Consider the following 15,184-nt stretch of genomic DNA (forward strand, 5'->3'; position numbering starts at 1 on the left):
GTGATGTCAGGCGGTGTGTGGTGCCTCCACCCGGCGCCACACGCCGTGCACGGTGTGAGAAGAGTACGAGGAGTACAGCGTGTCCGTTCGGCTGTGGGGCCCGGCCCTGCTGCTCGCCGTCGCGGCAGTGGGGTGTTCCGCGTCGGGGTCGGATTCGTCGTCCGGACCGCGGGAGGAGCGGGCGGGCGGCGGCTGGAAGGCCGGGACTGTTCCGGTGCCGGGGAAGCAGGCGCGTGAAATCACCGTGCCCTTCGATGCGTACAACATCTCCCCGGCCGAGGGTATGCGGATCGACACGGCTGAGGATTCCCTGGTCGGGGAGTGCATGCGTGAGCGGGGCATGAAATGGACGGTGGTTCCGCGTCCCGCCGAGCGCGATATCGCGCCGCCCAATCGCCGCCGCTATGGGGTGGTTGAGCCGGACGCTGCCCGGGTCTTCGGTTACCACGATCCCCAGGACAGGCCGTCCGTGGCCCGGCGCAATGCGAAACTCGACGACCTGGAAGGTCAGCTTTCGTCCAAGGAACAGCAGGCCGCGTATGGGGACAAGTCCAAACCCGGACCCGGTGGTTGTCTGAAGAAGGCCCGCACGCGGATGATGAAGGGGGCGCCGGAGATCAAAATCTCCCTCTTCAACGAACACATCAAGCAGACCTTTGACGCGTCCCAGCGTGATGAGAAGGTCAAGCGCGGCTTCCGCTCCTGGAGCGCCTGTATGAAGGACGCCGGATTTCGCTACCAGGACCCGCTCGCGGCCGTCACCGACAAACGGTGGGGATCGGACAAGCCCTCCCGCAAGGAGATCCGCGCTGCCCAAGCGGATGTGCGGTGCAAGGAAAAAACCGACCTCGCGGCCATCTGGATGGCGGCGGAGAAGCGCATCCAGAACGACACCATTCGCAGTCACACAAAGGAGTTCCGGGCGCTGAAGGCGACCAAGGACATCCAGCTCAAGGCCGCCCGTCGCATCCTCGGCCGGGACTGACCGGTAGGCAGTAACTGCCGCATCATCGGTGCCACACGCCGCTCGGCGCCGATTCGCGACTGTCGTACGAGACCTCGAAATCCGGCTGCCGGAACGTGATCTGGTATCTGGATACGTCCTACGCCTGGGAACGCCACCGCCTCTCCTTCGCACCAGACCGCCCGACGCCCACGGTCGACAACGACGGCCCCGCCGCCGGAGCGCACATGAAGGACAGGCCGCCAGAACGCGGGGGCTGACCGGCTGATGCCTTCTAGACCTGAGTGGAAGCGTGGGACCGTGCTCCCAACTGGATCGGGTTGCTCCAGGCGCGTCCTCCGTCGGCATCCTCGACGGTCACCCGGCAGTAGCCACGTTCGAACATCGCCACAGGCAGGGAAGCCTCCGTCAACGCTTCGCCCTCGATCACCTGAGCGCCTGGAGCGCCCCCGCTGAGGAAGACCTTGCGCGCCGGCGAGCAGCGCACTTTGATCAGGCCCTCTTCGAGTCGAATGTCGAGCAGCTCGGGGCCGGTACTGGAGTAGTAGTGGCCGGCTTTGAGGGAGTAGAGGAGCGCCGCCGGGTCGAGGGACTGGGCGCGGACCTGTACCCAGGCCGCGCACCCCGGCGGGTCCTGGGGCTGGAAGTGGGCATCGTCGGCGGCGTAGGCGTGCAGGCGGTGTCCCCGGTTGAGCAGGACGTCGGTCAAGTGCCAGCTCTCGCCCCGGTCCTCGCGGGCCGACAGCGCGTTGTAGACCTCGACCGCGTGGGCCGCGTCCAGGGTTTCGGCATCAGCAGCGGTGAGCAGTGAAGCCGCCGGATGGGCCATGCCGATGAACGCGCCCGCGGTGCGTGCCCGGCGCGCCAGATCCGGACCGCTTTCGCCAGGCTCGGGCGGCGAGAAGTCGAGGGGGAGTCCTACAGCGACAATGTGCCACTTCGGTCCGGCCTCGGTGCGCGGGGCGTGGAGTTCGGCGCCCAGCAATGTGGTGAATCCGCGGGTACGCAACGACCGAGTGTCCGTGAGGGGGAAGCCGTACTCGGCCCGAAAGTGATCGGTGACGGCCAGGAAGTCATATCCGGCCTCCCGATAGAGGCGCACCGTCTCCTCGGGGGAGAGCGCTCCGTCGGATCGATCGGAGTGAGTGTGCAGATTGCCCTTCCAGAAACGACCAGGCTGGTTGAACGGCAGATCGATCACGCGAGTCCCCCCTCAGTTGTCCGTCCTCGACTTGCGCGACAGTGGACCGAATCGCGGCTGACCTGTGGAGCCGTGTCGGCGGGCTGCTCGGCCCCTCGGTGTGGTCGCTGCGGTGCCGGACCAGTCCGCAAGCGCCGAGCAGGGGCACCCCCTCACCGGAACAACGGTGCCGGGCAGGGGAAGAACCGCCGGACACGGCTAGACGGGGACGGGCTCCAGGTCAGCGTCGTCGAAGGGCGGATAGCTCTCGGCGCCCGTGCGCTCGGCCGCATCAATGTAGTCGGCAAGAGCGTCGCGGGATTGAGCGAGCCTGTCCATCTGAGCGTCCAGTCGCTGCAGCCGTGACCGCAGCGCGGCCAGCAACTCGGGGCACCCGGGCAGTTTCGGTGCCTCTCCGACCGCACAGGGCAGCAGGTAGGCGATGTCCTCGGAGGACAAACCGGCACCGAGCAGGTGCCGGATCTGCCTCACCCGCAGCACGGCGTTCTCGTCGTACTCGCGGTAGCCATTGACGCCGCGGTCTGCCTCCAGCAGGCCCTGGGCCTCGTAGTAGCGCAACTGATGGGCGTTGACGCCCGTCCGACGACTCAGTTCCCCGATCCGCATCGAAACCCCACTTGACCTTCACACCGGTATCAACGTTGACGATGCTGCCATGAACAACAAACCCGAAACACCCGTATCAGTCATCGGACTCGGACTGATGGGCCAGGCACTCGCCGGCGCCTTCCTGAAAGCCGGGCACCCCACAACAGTGTGGAACCGTACGACCTCCAAGGCGGACCAGCTGGTGGCCGAGGGGGCACGGCTGGCGCCGACCGTTGGCGACGCGCTCAAGTCTGGGTCCCTGACGATCATCTGCCTCACCGACTACCAGGCCATGCACGAGCTGCTCGGCGCGAGCGATATCGAGCTGGACGGCACGATGTTGGTCAACCTGACCTCGGGCGACTCGGCCCAGGCCCGGGAAGCCGCCCGATGGGCCGAGCAGCGAGGCGCCCGTTACCTGGACGGCGCCATCATGGCCGTCCCGCCGGCGATCGGGACCGCCGAGGCGGTGATTCTGCAGAGCGGGCCGCAGCCGGACTTCGAGGCGCACAAGTCAACGCTTGGCGCACTCGGCACCGTCACCTACCTTGGCCCGGACCATGGGCTGGCGTCGCTGTACGACGTGGCCGGCCTGGCCATGATGTGGAGCGTCCTGAACGCCTGGCTGCAGGGCACTGCCATGCTCAGGACGGCCGGTGTCGACGCCGCAACGTATGCGCCGTTCGCGCAGCAGATCGCTGCCGGTGTGGCCGAATGGCTGCCTGGATATGCCGAGCAGATCGACAGCGGCTCCTTCCCGGCCGAGGTGTCGGCCCTGGAGACCGACGCGCGGGCGATGGCACACTTGATCGAGGAGAGCGAAGCGGTGGGTGTCAACGCCGAACTGCCGAAACTGATCAAGGCGATGGCCGACCGCTCGATCGCCGCCGGACACGGCGGAGAGCAGTATCCCGTGCTGATCGAAGAGTTCCGCAAACCCCGCCACCATTGACACCCCGCGGATCTTGCCTGCCCGGCATGGGGGCTGCGCTTGCCCACCCTGCGCCCTGGGGGTACCCCCTGCTCGAAGAGCTTGGGGGAGCGACCCGCATCCCGCAAGCGTCGAGCAGGGGCACCCCCTCACCGGAACAACGGAGGAGCGGGACAAGATCCGCCGGGCAAGCCCTGGGGCGGCGCGTACAGGTGTGGGGCTCAGGTCTCTTCGTCGTCCACGAGCGCGAGCAGCGGCCCCTGCTCGTCCTCGGGGACGTAGCCGGCGTAGTAGTCGAAGAGTGTGCGCCGCGAGATGCGTGCTGCCGCCTGGCCGTCCCGTACCCGGATCGCCTCGAGCACCTCCTGGTGGTGGTGGAGCGACTCCCGCATGAGCGCCGTGCTGTTGAGCGCATGGGCGACCTTGTCCGAGATCAGCGAGAGGACAGCGCCCCGGACCACCTGGTTGCAGACCTCGATGAGGGAGTTGCGGCTGGCCAGGGCCACCGCCTCATGGAATGCGACGTCCGCCTTGCTGAACTCCTCGTACCCTGTCTCGATCGCGTCCGACATGACGGCAAGCGTCCGTTCCATGGCAGACAGCTGCTCCTCGGTCCGCAGCCGAGCCGCCAGCATGCTCGCCGACCCGTCGAGGATCATGCGGAACGAGATCAACTCGGCCATCGACATGTTGTCGAACTGGACGAGCCGGGTCATCTCCTTGGTCAGACCGGCCGACGAGAACGGCAGGATCTCCGGACCGTTCGGGTCACCCGGGCGCGAGCGGACGAGGCCGTTGCTCTCCAGCACGCGCAATGCCTCCCGCACTGTGGGGCGGCTCGCCCCGAACTGCGTCACCAGCTCTCGCTCGCTCGGCAGCCGTTGACCGGGCTTCAAGTCACCTTGCGCGATCGCCTGCTCGATCTGCTCGACGATGCGCTGGTAGAGCCGTACCGGCGCAACCTGCCGGAACTGTGCCCCGTCACTCACTGCTTCTCCCCTTCGAGCGTGGTCCGTGTCGTGTTCTCCCCCGTGACAGCGCCGAGGGCGCTGTCCGGCCAGCGCGGGACCGCGTCGGCAGGCCGGTTGTGTTCGTACCACGCCGCTGCCCTCAGGACGCCGAGGTCGTCGAAGCGGCGGCCCGCTATCTGCACCCCGATGGGCCGACCGTCCGCCGTGAAACCGCAGTTGACGGTCGCCGCAGGCTGCCCCGACATGTTGTACGGCGCGGTGAAGCCGATGTGGGACATGTTCTTCCCGTCCCCCATGAACGGCATCGGCTGCTCAGCGGGAAACGCCGCCACCGGAGCCACCGGCGAGAGCACCAGATCGTACGGGAGCGTTGCCGCCACGGTCTGTGCCTGGATGCGCATGATCTGCTGGTAGCACTGGAGCACCTTCGTGCCGGGCACGTCCGCGCCCCCCTGACACCACTGGATGATGTGGGGGTGGACGCGCAGCCCCGCCTCGGGTGCCAGTTCGCGGAAGTCGTTCCAGGACCGCACCCGCCAGAACAGGTCCAGGTCGTCCAGCAGATCCTGGCTCAGATACGGCTCGACCGGCTCGACGACGGCTCCCGCCGTCTCGAAGACCCCGGCGGCACGGTTCACCGCGGCGAGGATCTCGGCGTCGCACGGCTCTCCACAGCCGGCGTCCAAGTGCACCCCCACCCGCAGTCCGCGTACCTCGCCCTCCAGCGCCGACCAGTCGATGTCCTGCGGCGGCAGGCTCGACCAGTCCCGGGGATCCGGTCGGCTCAGGACACGCATGAACAGGGCCGCGTCCGCAACCGTACGCGTCATGGGGCCGGCGTTGCGCCCCAAGTACGGGGTGTCCAGCGGGATTCTCCCGTAGCTGGGCTTGAGCGTGGCGAGGCCCAGCCAGGTGCCCGGCAGTCGGATCGATCCCCCGATGTCGGTGCCGACGTGGAGCGGACCGTACCCCCCGGCGGCCGCGGCCCCCGCACCGGAGCTGGAACCGCCCGTGGTCCAGGCAGGGTTCCAGGGGCTGCGGGAGATGCCGTGCCGGCTGGAGACGCCCGAGGAGAGCATGCCCCAGTCCGGCATCACGGTCGATCCGAGTATCACCCCACCGGATTCGACGACCCGCGCGGTGATGGGCGCATCCATCTCGGGGACGACCGGCTCGGAGCCCGCGTTGCCCGAGGGCATGGGGACGCCCTTGCGGGCGACGTTCTCCTTCAGAGTCACGGGCACGCCGTCGATGAGACCGAGCGGTTCCCCCGCCGCCCATCGGGCCTCGCTGGCCACGGCTGCCTTACGGGACTCCTCCGGATCCCGCACCCAGAACGCGTTGAGCACACTCTCGCGCGCCTCGATCACCGACTGGACGGCGTCGTGGACCTGGACCGGCGACAACGTGCGGTCAGCGAATCCTGCCACCATCTCGACGGCCGGCATGGCGGCCAGGTCCTGTTCCGTGTGCACCCGCACTCTCCTTTGCTCGGATACCGGGCTCGTTTGCCCGGATACCTGGCTCGGGCCCCTGGGGCATTCGAACCCTTGACAAGAACAGCTCCAGTCGTCACGGTACCTGGCAAGCGAGCTTACTGGTCAGGCCAGTCATAGCGAAAGGTGCCGTCCATGACGCGGGAGACCACAGTCGTGCGGCTCGCCGCCATACCGGGCGACGGAATCGGCCCTGAGGTCGTCGCGGCGACCGTGCCCGTGCTCCGCACCGCGCTGGAGGCCGACGGCCACCGGCTCGACGTGACCTCGTACGACTGGGGAGGCGAGCGGTTCCTCCGGCAGGGCGTGGCGATGCCGGACGATGCGGCCGAGCTCGTCAAAGAGGCGGACGCCGTGCTGTTCGGCGCCGTCGGACGCCCCGATGTGCCGGAGCACGAACTGATCTGGGGCCTGATCATCGGCCTGCGGCAGCAACTCGACCTCGCCGTGAACCTCCGCCCGGTGCGCGCGTTCCCCGGCGTCCCCACCAAAGTGCGCGACACCGAGGGCGTGGACCTGGTGATCGTTCGCGAGAACACCGAGGGCGAGTACGTCGGCGCCGGCGGCGTCGCGCACGCCGGCAGCGGACACGATCTCGGCATCGAGATCGCCGTGCACTCCCGCCGCGTCATCGAGCGCGCTGCCCACCACGCCTTCGCCCTGGCCGCTCGGCGGTCGGGGCGTCTGTGCCTGGTGACCAAGTCCAACGCAATGCGATACGGCTATCCGCTGTGGGACCGGGTGGTGCGCGAGGTCGGCGCACACTACCCGGCGGTCCGGCTGGAAACCGTGCTGGTCGACGCCATGGCAGCGCGCATGATCCAGGCTCCGCGATCCCTTGACGTCCTGCTCACCAGCAACCTGTTCGGCGACATCCTGTCCGACCTCGCCGCGGTGCTCGCCGGCGGTATGGGCATGGCACCCAGCGCTAACGTTCTTCCGGGCTCGGACGTGCCGGGCATCTACGAACCCGTCCACGGCTCCGCGCCCGACATCGCCGGGAAGGGCATGGCGAACCCGGTGGCATGCATGCTCTCCGGCGCACTGCTGCTCGACGACCTCGGCCACTCCGGCGCGGCTCGCCGCGTCCGCGACGCGGTGGCGGGCACCTTGCGAGATACCAGGCACCACACGGCCGACCTCGGCGGTAACGCCACCACAGCGGACGTCACATCCGCGGTCCTGCACACCATGGAAAGCCAGGGATAGAATATGAGGCCAAACAAGCAGCCGACGCGGAACACCGGGACGGTCGCAGCCACGCTCTCCTGCCTGCTGCTGGCAGCCTGCTCGGCCGGGTCCACGGCAGACGGGAACAGCAACGGCAGCGGGAAAGCCAACGGCAGTCTGAAGGTCGGCCTCATCGCCGAGCCGGCCAACCTCGACTTCACCAAGACCGAAGGCGCCGCCATTCCGCAGGCACTGCTCTACAACGTCTACGAGAACCTGGTGAAGGTGGACCAGTCCGGGAAGATCAAGCCCGGTCTGGCCAAATCGTGGAGCCTGTCCAAGGACCGCAAGACCTACACCTTCCAGCTGGTGAAGGACGCCAAGTTCAGCAACGGCAAACCGTTCACGGCCGAGGACGCCAAGTTCTCCATCGAACGCGTCAAGTCCGACTGGACGATTGTGCAGAAGTCCCAGATGGATGTCGTGGACAAGGCGCAGGCGGTATCGCCCACCGAGCTCAAGGTCACCCTGAAGAGACCGAGCAACGACTGGCTGTACCGGATGACCACCCGCATCGGCGCGATGTTCAGCCGGACCGGCGTGAGCAAGCTGGCCACCAAGCCGGTGGGCACCGGCCCGTACACGGTGAAGAAGTGGAACCGCGGCGACTCGATCACGCTGGCCCGCAATGAGGACTACTGGGGACGCAAACCGAACTTCGCTTCGGTCACCCTCAAGTACTTCAAGGACCCGACGGCCATGCACAACGCGCTGCTGACGGGCACCCTCAACGTGATCGGCACGATGCAGCCCCCGGATGCTCTGGACCGGTTCGAGAAGAACCCGAAGTACAAGGTCACCGAGGGCTCGACCAACTCCGAGGTGCTCCTCGCCCTCAACAACGGCTCGGGCCCGCTGCGGAGCCTGAAGGCCCGCCAGGCAGTGCGCTATGCCATCGACCACAAATCCCTGATGGACACCTGCTGGGCAGGCCGCGGCAAGCTCATCGGAAGCATGGTGCCTCCGACCGACCCGTGGTACCAGAATCTCACCAAGCAGTATCCGTACGACCGCAGCAAGGCCAAGAAGCTCCTCAAGGAGTCCGGCGTGGCCGGCCGTACGCTGCGGCTGCGGATTCCGACGCTGCCTTACGCCACCGCGTGCGGCACCGTGGTCAAGAGCCAGCTCGAACAGGCCGGGTTCAAGGTCAAGCTCGACCAGCTGGAGTTCCCCGCCGCCTGGCTGTCCACCGTGTTCAAGAACGCCGACTACGACATGTCCATCATCGCGCATGTGGAACCCCGCGATATGGGGACGGTGTTCGGAAGCAAGTCCTTCTACACCCGCTACGACAACCCTGAATTCCGCAAGTTGCTGAAGAAGGCGGACGAGGGCACCCAGCAGGAGCAGGTTGCCAATATGCGGGCGGCTGCCCGGCTGCTGTCCAAGGACGCCGCGGCCGACTTTCTGTTCATGCTGCCGAACCTGATGGTGGCGGAGAAGGACATCACCGGCCTGCCCGTCAACTACGTCTCCGAGTCGCTGGATCTCACCGGCGTCGGCCGGTCGTGAAAGGCGGCCTCAACCGATGATCGTCCGTCTAGTGCAGCGGCTCGGGGTCCTCCTGGCCAGCCTCGTCGTGAGCTCCGTGCTGGTGTTCGCGTTCATGGCGGTGCTGCCAGGGGATCCCGCCCGCGTCGCCCTCGGCACCAGCGCGTCGGACGCGGCTGTGGCGCAACTGCGCGAGGAGTTCGGGCTCAACCGGCCGCTCGTGGCCCAGTACTTCAGCTGGGTACACGGGCTGCTGACCTTCGACCCGGGGAACTCCTACATCTCCCACACGCCGATCGGCCCGCAGATCGCCGACCGCCTCCAGGTCACCATGTGGCTCGTCGGCGCCGGGATGCTGATCGCCTGCATCCTGGCGCTCCCCCTGGGAACGCTCATGGCTGTGCGGCACCGCAGGCCGTCCGGGCTCATTCTCTCGGCGCTGTCCCAAGTCGGCGTGGCCATCCCGGCTTTCCTCGCGGGCATCCTCCTGATCACCGTGTTCGCGGTGGGACTCGGGTGGCTGCCGGCCAACGGCTGGACACCCCCGGCGCAGGATCCCGTCCTGTTCCTCAAGCAACTGGTGCTGCCCGCGCTGTCCCTCGGCGTGGTGCAGGGAGCAGTGCTCACCCGCTATGTCCGCAGCGCCGTGCTCGACGTCCTCCGGGAGGACTATCTGCGCACCGCCCGCGCCAAAGGGCTCCGGCCGATGCAGGCGCTGCTGCGGCACGGCCTGCGGAACGCGGCAGTGCCCGTGGTCACCGTCCTGGCGTTGCAGCTCGCCACGCTGCTGGTGGGCGCCGTCGTCATCGAACGGGTCTTCGTCATCCCCGGGCTCGGGAGCCTGCTGCTGGACAGCGTCTCCAACCGGGACCTCCTCATGGTGCAGGACGTGGTCATGATCATCGCAATGGCGGTGCTGTTCGTGAACTTCCTGGTGGACCTCGTCTACCTGCTGATCGATCCCCGGCTCAGGGCGGGTGCGTCATGAGTGCTCTGGACATGGAACCCGCCGTGGCGTCCGGGGTGCCCGACGGCCGCAGGCGGCGCCGCCCGGTGACGGGCAGCCTCCTGGTGGGCGGTCTCATCGTCACGGTCGTGCTCGGCATGGCGCTGCTGTCCTTCGTGTGGACGCCGCACGATCCGACCCTGGTGAACTCCTCGGTACGGCTGCAGAAGCCGTCGCTGGAGTACTGGTTCGGCACGGACAAGTTCGGCCGCGACGTGTTCAGCCAGATCCTGATGGGCTCGCGCACCACGCTGTTCGTCGGCTTCGTGGCGGTGGGGGTCGCTGCCGTGGTCGGAGTGCCCCTCGGCATCGTCGCCGGAATGGCGCCCCGCTGGTTCGGCGAGCTGCTGATGCGCGGCAACGATCTGCTTCTCGCCTTCCCGGCGCTCCTGTTGACCATCATGTTCGCCGCCGTGTACGGGGGCAGCACGCTGGTCGCGATGATCGCCATCGGCATCGCGTCCATCCCCCATTTCGCCCGGCTGATCCGCAGCGGCACGCTGCAGGTCATGAGGACCGAGTACGTCATCGCAGCGCGCGCGGCGGGCCGCGGGCCGTTCTCCATCGGCCTGCGGCATGTCCTGCCCAACGTCAGCAGCCTCGTCATCGTGCAGGCGTCGGTCGGTTTCGCCATTGCCGTACTTGCCGAAGCCGCGCTGTCTTTCCTGGGCTTCGGAACCCCGCCCCCTACGCCCTCCTGGGGCCGGATGCTGCAGGAGAGCCAGGAGATGCTGTCGTCCGCACCCCGGCTCGCCGTGTTTCCGGGCATCGCGATCGCGGTGGCGGTGCTCGGATTCAACCTGCTCGGCGACGGCCTGCGCGACCGCTTCGACCCCAAGCTGGAGGACCGCCGATGACCCCGGCACCTGACACGGCATCCGACACGGCACCGGCCTCCGGGCCGGGCTCTCCCGGCTCCCCCGATGACGTGCTGGCCGTGCGGAACCTCGATGTCGCGGTGGGTGGCCACAAGCTCGTCGAAGATGTCGACTTCACCATCCGGGCCGGCGAGCGGGTCGGCCTGATCGGTGAATCGGGGTCGGGCAAGTCGCTGACCGCGCTGAGCGTCATGGGCCTGCTCCCCGAGGGGCTCCGGGCCACGGGTTCGGTGCGGCTCGCCGGAGTCGACCATGACCTGGTGGGCGCCGACGAGGCGCGGATGTCCCGGGTGCGGGGCAAGGAGATCGCCATGGTCTTCCAGGAGCCCATGACCGCTCTGAACCCCACGATGAGGGTCGGGCGGCAGATCGCCGAGGTGCTGCTGGTCCACCGGACCAGGCCGGACCGCGCGTCCGCCCGGGCCGCCGCCGTGGAACTGCTCGCCCAGGTGGGGCTTCCCGACCCCGCTGCCGCCGCGCAGGCGTACCCGCACCAGTTCTCCGGAGGCCAGCGGCAGCGGGTGGTGCTGGCCATCGCCCTGGCGAACGATCCCGCGCTCCTGGTCTGCGACGAACCCACCACCGCGCTCGATGTCACCGTGCAGGCACGGGTGCTCGACCTGATCGTGCGGGGCGTCCAGGACCGCAGGTCGGCCATGCTCTTCATCACCCACGACCTGGCCGTGGTGGCCACCGCCTGCGAGCGGGTCATGGTCATGTACGGCGGGCGGCTGGTCGAGTCAGGGCCGGTCCGTGAGGTGTTCACCCGCCCCCGGCACCGCTACACCCAGGGCCTGATCGGCGCGTCGGACCTGACCGTGGTCGACGACCGCGGCCGGCTGGCCACGATCGGCGGCTCTGTTCCGGCGGCGGGCCGGTTCCCCGCCGGATGCGTCTTCAGAAACAGGTGCGCCGAGGCGACCGAGGTGTGCGCCACCAGGCCGGAATGGGTCCCGACCGGGCCGGACTCCGGCTACGCCTGCTTCCACCCCGTGCCCGAGAACGGTGCACGCGGGACCGGCATATCCACGAATCAGGAGGCCGGCCGTGGCTGAGCAGCCGACCAGCGACCCGCTCGCCCCCGGGTCGCAGACCGGACCCGTGGACGCCATCACCGTCCGCGACATCACGCGCGACTACCGACGGCCTCGTACCTCGCTGCGCCGCCCCAGCCCGCCGGTGCACGCCCTGCGTGGCGTCAGCTTCGCCGTCCCCGAGGGGCAGCGGTTCGGCATCGTGGGCGAGTCGGGGTGCGGTAAGTCCACCTTGCTGCGGATTCTGGCCGGGCTCGACCGCCCCACCAGCGGCAGCGTGGCGATCGACGGGCGGGACATCACCGGGCTGAGGGAGAGACAGCTGCGGTTCGTCCGCGAGCGGCTCCAACTCGTGTTCCAAGACCCGATGAGCGCGCTGGACCCGCGGATGCGCGTCGGCGACATCGTGGCCGAGCCGCTCGTCGCGCAGGGGCACCGCAACCGCAAGGAGCGGGTGGTCGAGTTGCTCGAGGCCGTCGGCCTGCGAGCCGACGCGGCGGACCGGTATCCGCACCAGTTCTCCGGCGGCCAGCGGCAGCGCATCTCGATCGCGCGTGCTCTCGCCCCCCGTCCGAAGATCATCGTGGCCGACGAGCCGGTGAGCGCCCTGGACGTGTCCGTACGGGCCCAGGTGCTCAACCTCATCGCCGACCTCGTCGACGAGCTGTCCCTCACGCTGGTCTTCGTCTCCCATGACCTGTCCGTGGTCCGTCATGTGTGCGACCGGGTCGCGGTCATGCACGACGGGCAGATCGTGGAGACCGGGTCCACGGAGCAGGTGTACGAGGAACCGCAACATTCCTACACGCGCAGGCTCATCGCCGCCGTTCCGACTCTGGGCAAGGCATTGTCCGGGGTGTCGGCGGCCGACCTCAACCGGGAGTACCGACCGTGACTACGCACGTCGAACCCGCCGGCGGCGACAGCCCCGTGGTGGGGGAGTTTCCGGAGGGTCTTCCCATCGGCGACGACTGGGTGGCGGCACCCGCCGCCGAGGATGTCCGCTTTCCCTACGACGGGACGCTCGTCGCGCCGGCGCCGGTCGGGGACACCGCCCTCGCACGACAGGCGGTGGACGCAGCCGTCGCGGTCCGCGGGCGGGTCGGACGGCTCCCCTCGCACACCCGCAGGGCGGCGCTGCTCGCGACGCACGAGGCGATCGCCTCCCGACGCGCGGACTTCGAGCGGCTCCTCGTTCTGGAGACCGGCAAGCCGCTGGTCGACTGCCGTGTCGAGGTGGACCGCACCCTGCTGACACTGCTGACGGCGGCCGAGGAAGTGGCCCGGCTGCACGGGGAGACGGTGCCGCTGGACCTGCTGCCGTCGGGTGAGGGGCTGCTCGGCTTCTGGACCCGCAAACCTATCGGCGTGGTGGTGGGGATCGCGGGCTTCAACTACCCGCTGCTGCTCGCCGCGCACAAGATCGCGCCATCGCTGGCCGCCGGCTGCCCGGTCATCGCCAAGCCGGCGCCGCAGACGCCGCTGGCCACCCTGTGGCTGGTGCACCTCCTTCGCGAGGCCCTTCGCGCCGGCGGCGCGCCGCAAGCTGCGGTGCAGCTGGTGACCGGGGGCCCCGAGGTGGGCGTCGCGCTGACCACCGACCGCAGGATCGGCGCGGTGTCCTTCACCGGTTCCGCCGCCGTGGGCCACCAGATCGCCCGGGATGCGGCACCCACCAAGGTGCTGCTCGAACTCGGCTCCAACGCCGCGTTGGTGGTGGCCGCCGACGCCGACCTCGACGCCGCCGCCGATGCGGCGGTACGCGGCGGGTACTACGCGTCCGGCCAGGCGTGCATCAGCGTGCAGCGGGTCATCGTCGTCGACGCCGTACGGGAGGAGTTCGTGGCCCGCTTGACGGAGCGCGTGGCCCAGGTGGTCGTGGGCGATCCCCGCGATCCGGCCACGAAAGTCTCGGCGCTCATCGACGAACGGTCGACCAAGCGGGTGTGCGCGTGGCTGGACGAGGCGGTGGAGGCGGGCGCTTCGCTGGTGGCCGGAGGCAGGGTCACCGACGGGGTGATCGAGCCCGCCGTGCTGCTCGACGTGGACCCAGCCCTGGCCGTCTGGGGCGAGGAAGTCTTCGGCCCCGTGGTCGCGGTACGGTCCGTACCCGATCTGGAGACCGCCTTCGACGTGGTCAACGACTCGCGCTACGGACTGCACGCGAGCGTCTACACGAGCGCCCTGGACACGGCGTTCGCCGCTCTCGACCGTCTGGAGGTGGGCGGGGTGGTCGTCAATGAGGTTCCCGGCTTCCGTTCCGACGTCATGCCGTACGGCGGCGTGAAGGACTCCGGGGCCGGGAGAGAGGGCCCGAGGTTCGCCATCGAAGAGCTCACCGTGACCCGTATGGCAGTGATCCGTCCGACGACAACGAAGCCGTGAGGACCATGCAAGCAAAGGACCGCACCGATGCGGTGGATACGTACTCCCGCCTGTTCAGGCTCGACGGCCGCAAGGCTGTCGTGGTGGGTGCGGGCAGCGGAATCGGCCGCGAGAGCGCCCTGGCCCTCGCCGCGCACGGCGCCACGGTGGTGTGCGCCGACCATGATCTGAAGGCCGCCACGGAGTCGGCGTCGATGGGGCCGGGCCTTTCGGCGTACGCCCTCGATGTGCTTGACGGCGAGGCCGTCGCGCGTGCCGCCGAGGAGCTCGCACCCGTCGACGTGCTCGTCTTCACCGCCGCGACGAACGTGCGCAAGCACCTGCTCGACTACACGGCGGAGGAATTCGAGCGGGTCGTGGCGCTCAACCTGCGCGCATCCTTCGACCTGGTACGGGCGTTCGGCCGCGGCATGGCCGAACGCGGCAGGGGAAGCATCATCGGCTTCAGCTCCATTCGCGCGGTGGCCGTCGAGCCGGGGCAGGGGGTGTACGCGGCCACCAAGGCCGGGCTCGTCCAGCTGCTGCGGACCGCGGCGGCCGAACTGGGCCCGTCGGGGGTGCGGGTGAACACCGTGGCACCGGGCGTCGTGGACACACCGCTGACCGCGCAGATCCGGGCAGTGCCGGAATGGTCGGAGGCGTATGCGAGCAAGAGCGCCCTGGGCCGCTGGTCCCGGCCCGACGAGCTGGCCGGCGCCGTCGTCTACCTCGCATCGGACGCGTCATCCTTCGTCACGGGAAGCCAGCTTTTCGTGGATGGAGGCTGGACAGCGATCGACGGCCGCTTCACGCCGCCCAACTACTGATCTTTTCGTAAGTTCGGTGTATGTGGTGGCCGTGTGGGTGGGAGGCTGTCGGGGTGGCTTTTCAACCTTCCCCTTTGGTTGCCGGCTCCTCCCTTCCTCCTTTGTCGCGGCCTCAGTTGGCGGAGGCGCGTCGTGTTCGGGCGGTCGAGTTGTTCGAGGACGGCGTCGCGAATGCGGAGATCGCGAGGGCGGTGGGGGTGTGT

At 68.8% G+C, this 15,184-nt stretch carries 14 protein-coding genes; 10 read left to right on the plus strand and 4 right to left on the minus strand.

The window, feature by feature from the left end:
• The first annotated feature begins 79 nt into the window (after positions 1-79).
• Positions 80-985 (plus strand): hypothetical protein, encoded by a 906-nt coding sequence (locus ACTWQF_RS21460; RefSeq protein WP_443281214.1) that lies wholly within the window; start codon positions 80-82, stop codon positions 983-985.
• Between the two features lie 253 nt (positions 986-1,238).
• Here ACTWQF_RS21460 and ACTWQF_RS21465 read toward each other — a convergent pair whose 3' ends face one another.
• Complete coding sequence (locus tag ACTWQF_RS21465) at positions 1,239-2,165, minus strand: CehA/McbA family metallohydrolase (protein ID WP_443281215.1); 927 nt, start codon at positions 2,163-2,165, stop codon at positions 1,239-1,241.
• A gap of 198 nt (positions 2,166-2,363) precedes the next feature.
• Entirely contained in the window at positions 2,364-2,771 is a 408-nt protein-coding gene (locus ACTWQF_RS21470; RefSeq protein WP_443281216.1) for a MerR family transcriptional regulator, read from the minus strand.
• Between the two features lie 49 nt (positions 2,772-2,820).
• Here ACTWQF_RS21470 and ACTWQF_RS21475 point away from each other — a divergent pair, with 49 nt between their 5' ends.
• Positions 2,821-3,705: an NAD(P)-dependent oxidoreductase gene (locus ACTWQF_RS21475; RefSeq protein WP_443281217.1), complete on the plus strand. Its 885-nt coding sequence runs from the start codon at positions 2,821-2,823 to the stop codon at positions 3,703-3,705.
• Between the two features lie 200 nt (positions 3,706-3,905).
• On the opposite strand, the gene ACTWQF_RS21480 is transcribed toward ACTWQF_RS21475, so the two are convergent.
• Together ACTWQF_RS21480 and ACTWQF_RS21485 are read right to left on the minus strand one after the other, a co-directional pair.
• Positions 3,906-4,673 carry a FadR/GntR family transcriptional regulator gene (locus ACTWQF_RS21480; RefSeq protein ID WP_443281218.1) on the minus strand — a complete coding sequence of 256 codons (768 nt, stop codon included), beginning with the start codon at positions 4,671-4,673 and terminating at the stop codon, positions 3,906-3,908.
• Entirely contained in the window at positions 4,670-6,130 is a 1,461-nt protein-coding gene (locus ACTWQF_RS21485; RefSeq protein WP_443281219.1) for an amidase, read from the minus strand. Before ACTWQF_RS21485 ends, ACTWQF_RS21480 begins: the two co-directional genes overlap by 4 nt.
• A gap of 156 nt (positions 6,131-6,286) precedes the next feature.
• Here ACTWQF_RS21485 and ACTWQF_RS21490 point away from each other — a divergent pair, with 156 nt between their 5' ends.
• Genes ACTWQF_RS21490 through ACTWQF_RS21525 form a run of 8 tightly spaced genes read left to right on the plus strand, consistent with a single transcriptional unit; the run spans position 6,287 to position 14,981 of the window.
• The gene (locus ACTWQF_RS21490) at positions 6,287-7,360 is read left to right on the plus strand and encodes an isocitrate/isopropylmalate dehydrogenase family protein (RefSeq protein WP_443281220.1); all 1,074 of its coding nucleotides are present in this window, start codon (positions 6,287-6,289) and stop codon (positions 7,358-7,360) included.
• A gap of 3 nt (positions 7,361-7,363) precedes the next feature.
• The gene (locus ACTWQF_RS21495) at positions 7,364-8,893 is read left to right on the plus strand and encodes an ABC transporter substrate-binding protein (protein ID WP_443281221.1); all 1,530 of its coding nucleotides are present in this window, start codon (positions 7,364-7,366) and stop codon (positions 8,891-8,893) included.
• Between the two features lie 16 nt (positions 8,894-8,909).
• A complete protein-coding gene (locus ACTWQF_RS21500) occupies positions 8,910-9,860 on the plus strand; it encodes an ABC transporter permease (protein ID WP_443281222.1) in 951 nt (316 codons plus the stop codon).
• A complete protein-coding gene (locus tag ACTWQF_RS21505; RefSeq protein ID WP_443281223.1) occupies positions 9,857-10,735 on the plus strand; it encodes an ABC transporter permease in 879 nt (292 codons plus the stop codon). Before ACTWQF_RS21500 ends, ACTWQF_RS21505 begins: the two co-directional genes overlap by 4 nt.
• Complete coding sequence (locus ACTWQF_RS21510) at positions 10,732-11,811, plus strand: ABC transporter ATP-binding protein (protein WP_443281224.1); 1,080 nt, start codon at positions 10,732-10,734, stop codon at positions 11,809-11,811. The genes ACTWQF_RS21505 and ACTWQF_RS21510 overlap by 4 nt, the downstream gene beginning before the upstream one ends.
• Entirely contained in the window at positions 11,804-12,685 is an 882-nt protein-coding gene (locus ACTWQF_RS21515) for an ATP-binding cassette domain-containing protein (RefSeq protein WP_443281225.1), read from the plus strand. Before ACTWQF_RS21510 ends, ACTWQF_RS21515 begins: the two co-directional genes overlap by 8 nt.
• Positions 12,682-14,175: an aldehyde dehydrogenase family protein gene (locus ACTWQF_RS21520; RefSeq protein WP_443281226.1), complete on the plus strand. Its 1,494-nt coding sequence runs from the start codon at positions 12,682-12,684 to the stop codon at positions 14,173-14,175. The genes ACTWQF_RS21515 and ACTWQF_RS21520 overlap by 4 nt, the downstream gene beginning before the upstream one ends.
• Before the next feature lie 5 nt (positions 14,176-14,180).
• On the plus strand, positions 14,181-14,981 hold the full coding sequence (locus ACTWQF_RS21525; RefSeq protein ID WP_443281248.1) for an SDR family NAD(P)-dependent oxidoreductase: 801 nt from the start codon (positions 14,181-14,183) through the stop codon (positions 14,979-14,981).
• Positions 14,982-15,184: the final 203 nt, after the last annotated feature.

Source organism: Streptomyces sp. 8N114 (assembly GCF_052245835.1).
GTDB lineage: Bacteria > Actinomycetota > Actinomycetes > Streptomycetales > Streptomycetaceae > Streptomyces.